Here is a 4418-nt window from a genome sequence, read left to right as displayed (position 1 = left end):
GAGTACGGGCGAGCGCCGGAGCGGCCTTGAGGAAGTGATCGTTGTAGGCGCCCGTGGCGACCTGCTCGAGGGAGGTGCCCCAGACAGTTAGCGGCACGCCCCAGATGTTGCCGACCGCGGCGCCCTTACACGGACCGGCAGCCAACGGGACGGAACTGTCAAAGTCGGCCCAACTATCATTGTTCAGGAAGTGGAGGACGTTGCTGGGAGTGTTGCCAGCCCACTTCGTGTAGGATGCTAAAACCGAAGGATCATCGCCGACATAAACACCGGTCTGAGTCACTGAAAAGCCCCGTATCCAAAGACCTGCTATTGATCGCTCGCGGTGATCATCATCGCTGCAGTGGGAAAGGCTACGAGCGATTCGTCTAGTAAATATAAACAGGTTCCAGAAAACTCGTCTGTAATTAGAATAATAGTTAAGATACTTCTGCTAGTTTTACTAAGATATGAGGTCGTTTTCCGAGATGCTTCATGAATTTTGTGCAGCTTGGACCACAATAATAAGTTGCTTGCTTCAAGCTCTAATTTTGGTCCATTCATCTGTCACTGATAAGCGCTTCGTCCTTCTGTGGAGAGAACGACGGTTTTTCGTATAGAATTGCTGGCGAAGAACATAATTTAGGTTGGTAGCTTTTGCTCATTCACCACCGCTAGATGCTTGGTCCCTCTATGTGGTGTCAGATGTAACGCCATACGGCGGGACCAAACATCTAGGAGCCCGTCCGAGTAATGCTCTCGACGGCGAGGTCAGAGGGTGATTCACTCGGCTCACGGCCAAGGTGTTTCGCTCCTGGGATGTGGATCAGGGCTGGTTTTGCCGCCCTCGCTGCACGAGTTCGTGCCGCCCGGGCACCTGGCGCACTTCGTCCGCGACACGGTGCTAGAAGCGCTCGACCTCTCGGCCATCCTCGACACCTACACCGAGGAGCGCGGCTACCCGCCCTACCATCCGGGGACGATGGTGGCGCTGCTGCTCTACGGCTACAGCCGCGGCCTGTGCTCCTCGCGTTAGCTCGCCCGGGCCTGCGAGGAACGGGTCGACCTCATGGCGGTGCCCAGGCTGAACCGGCCGGACTTCCGCACCATCGCCAACTTCCGCAAGCGCCACCTCGTGGCCCTGTCGGACCTGTTCGTGCAGGTGCTGCGCCTGTGCCGTGCGGCTGGTCTGGTCCAGTTCGCCCACGTGGCGGTGGACGGGACCAAGGTGAAGGCCAACGCCTCCCGCCACAAGGCGATGAGCTACGGACGCATAAAGACGGCCGAGCCGACGCAGTCGACGCTTGACTGGAGCAAGCGCGCGAGGCCGACGCGGCCGAGGATGCGTTGGAGGGCGCGAACCACGGGGTGACGAGACGCCGGACTGGAGGGCCGACAAGGTGCGGCGGCTGGAGACGATCCGCCCTGCCAAGGCTGCGCTGGAAGCGGAAGCGATCGATCCGCCCGACCCCGAGGACGAGAGCGGGCCGGGTGCATCCTTGGGCATGCGCTGGCAGGGTCGGCCCCTACGTGCCGAGGACGGTGGGCCACCGGACCGGGCGCAGCGCAACTTCACCGACCCGGACAGCCGGATCCTACCGACCCGCGACGAGCTCGTGCAGGGCTACAATGGGCAGATCGCCGTCGATGCCGCGCATCAGATCATCGTGGCGCACCGCCTCGTGACGAACGCCGCCGACGCCCGCGCCCTCGTGCCGCTCATCGACGACATCCGCGCTCATCTCGGGCGCAAGCCGTGCGAGGTCTCGGGCGATGCAGCCTTTGCCAACGAGGCGAACCTCGTCGCCTTGAAGGAGCGGCGGATCACCGCCTACCTGGCTCCGGGGCGAGCGCGTCACGGCGAGGCGGATGCGGCCGGTCGTCGAAAGCTAACGAAGACGCCCCTGATACGTGCGATGGCCGCGCGGCTGAAGCGGGGTGGCCGCCGGAGCTGGTACCGCCTCAGGAAGCAGGTCGTCCAGCCGGTGTTCGGGCAGATCAAGCCGGCCCGGGGCTTCCGACAGTTCCTGCTCCGCGGGCTCGATCAGGTCCGCGGCGAATGGGCGATGATCTGCACCGCCCACAACCTTCTGAAGCTGGCCAAGGCCGAGCGCTGAGCATGACGCCGGCTGGCTTGATCCCAACCCCGACCTTGATCCGCAAACCCGTTACTCGGACGGGCTCCTAGTTGCCCCTCCAACGCCTCGAGGCCATGCTGCAGCTGCGCAAGCGCTTTGAATTTGCCGGTGCCTGGACCGTCCCCGAGCAAAACCGGCCGCTACAGGCTGATTCGGACTTCGAGAAATTCACTATACCTAAAAACGAGGCAAATCAGGCCTTTCTTGCGAACTACGTTACAGCTTTCGATACGCCGTCAGACTTTTCTGCGCAGCCTGTCTCGTCCCAATCTTTCGAGGCTGAACAAGCCCAAGCCTTCGCTGCGCATCCTCAGCAGACACGTAATAAACAGCCTCGAAATCGATTTTGATAAAAACTTGCTTAAGGGCCTCTGGCGGAATATATAGCCGTCCTCTTTTAGTAATCCTCATAACTCACATCAAACAAACAATCAGTTCATTGATTTATGTTTTCGCTTTTTCACCGCAAATGATTGATGCCGTTAGAACTAATACTAGGTTTTTATACTTATTATCTCCTGGTCAGTTGATGTGCTATATCTGCCACCATCGAAGCGAATTTGAATGCTATTAACCACCTTCCACAATATTTTTCTCAATAACTTGCGCAGGGGCACGGATTGACTCAGACCGGTGTTTATGTCGGCGATGATCCTTCGGTTTTAGCATCCTACACGAAGTGGGCTGGCAACACCCCCAGCAACGTCCTCCACTTCCTGAACAATGATAGCTGGGCCGGCTTTGACAGTTCCGTCCCGTGGGCTGCCGGCCTGTGGAAGGGGGCCGCGGTCGGCAACATCTGGGGCGTGCCGCTCACCGTCTGGGGCACCTCCCTCGAGCAGGTCGCCACGGGCGCCTACAACGATCACTTCCTCAAGGCCGCTCAGGCGCTCGCCCAGACGCATCCGAGCAGTGACGGCAATCTTTACATCCGGGTCGGCTGGGAGTTCAACGGCGGCTGGATGCCCTGGGCCGCCGCCGGCCATGAGGATGCGTTCGTCAAGGCGTTCCAGGAACTCGTGACGACGTTCCGTTCGGTGTCCAGCAACTTTAAGTTCGTCTGGGATACCACCAACGACGGCGGCAACATGGATCCCGCTAAAGCCTATCCAGGCGACAAGTATGTCGACGTCATCGGGACAGACGTTTACTACTCACCGGAGTACGACTCCTGGGATGCCAAGGCTGGCTTCCAGCACGATGTGGCACGAGATTACGGGCTGCAGTGGCAGCAGGATTTTGCCGCCGCCCACGGCAAGCCAACTGCCCTCAGCGAATGGGGTATCGCCTCCGACAATGCCGGTGATTACATCAAGGGGGTGACCAAGTGGATGGCGGACCACAACATGGTCTATGGCAACTACTGGAACGCCGAGACGAATGACTACGATGGCGTGCTCAGCAATGGTCACAATCCCAATGCGGGCGCCGCCTACAAGACGGCGGTCAGCAGCCTGACGGATACCACCCCGGCTGCCGCACCAGCGGCTCACCTGACCTCGGCTGCCTCTCCGGTCGCGGGCGACACCTTTGTGTTCCGCGTGTCGGGTGACAGCTACCAGGGCAATCCGCACTTCCAGGTGCTGGTGGACGGCCATCAGATCGGCGGCACACTCACCACCAGTGCGTCGCATGCGGCAGGCCAGACGCAGGACATCACCCTCACGGGAGCGTTCGGTACGGGTGCGCACGACATCGCGGTGCAGTTCCTCGACGACGTCTACGGCGGCAGAGCGGAAGAGCGCCGCGTCGGGAAAGAGTGTGTCAGTAGCTGTAACGGGCACTGGCTGGCGGGCGACGCTGCAAACAACCATGCCGGCTACAACAGCGGCGGCGTCGCCAACATGTTCAACAACGGCAGCGCGGACTTTCACACCCCCGCGACATCGGTCGTCACAGTACCCGCTACGCCAGTGATCCCCGCGTCCGTGGTCACGACACCCACAGCGCCGGTCGTGACACCCTTGGCTCCGGACACCCTCGTCTTCCGCGTGTCGGGTGTCAGCTACCAGTGCAATCCGCACTTCCAGGTGCTAGACGACCTGCCACACACTTGCCCTACACGCCCCTCCTCCGATCCGCATGCGGCAGGCCAGACGCAGGACATCACCCTCACGGGCCAGTTCGGCACGGGTGCGCACGACATCGCGGTGCAGTTCCTCGACGACGTCTACGGCGGCACCGCGACGGCCGACCGCAACCTCTACGTCCATCAGGTCAGCCTCAACGGCCAGACCCTGGCGGGCGACGCCGCCGACAACCATGCCGGCTACAACAGCGGCGGCGTCGCCAACATGTTCA

At 61.0% G+C, this 4418-nt stretch carries 1 protein-coding gene and 2 pseudogenes; all 3 read left to right on the top strand.

Going from position 1 to position 4418, the window contains the following annotated elements; genetic code table 11:
• Window positions 1-782: 782 nt before the first annotated feature.
• Window positions 783-2096, top strand: a pseudogene (locus MKK55_RS19620) (transposase).
• Between the two features lie 89 nt (window positions 2097-2185).
• Window positions 2186-2260 (top strand): annotated as a pseudogene (locus tag MKK55_RS19615) (IS6 family transposase); the annotation flags it as partial.
• Window positions 2261-2737: 477 nt separating this feature from the next.
• On the top strand, window positions 2738-4418 hold a 1681-nt coding region (locus tag MKK55_RS19610), incomplete at its 3' end, for a carbohydrate-binding domain-containing protein (RefSeq protein WP_243937248.1).

Origin of the sequence: Methylobacterium sp. J-059 (assembly GCF_022829485.1) — a bacterium.
Classification (GTDB): Bacteria; Pseudomonadota; Alphaproteobacteria; order Rhizobiales; family Beijerinckiaceae; genus Methylobacterium.
Note: the sequence above shows the minus strand (reverse complement) of the source record. Positions and strands in the feature narration are given on the sequence as shown.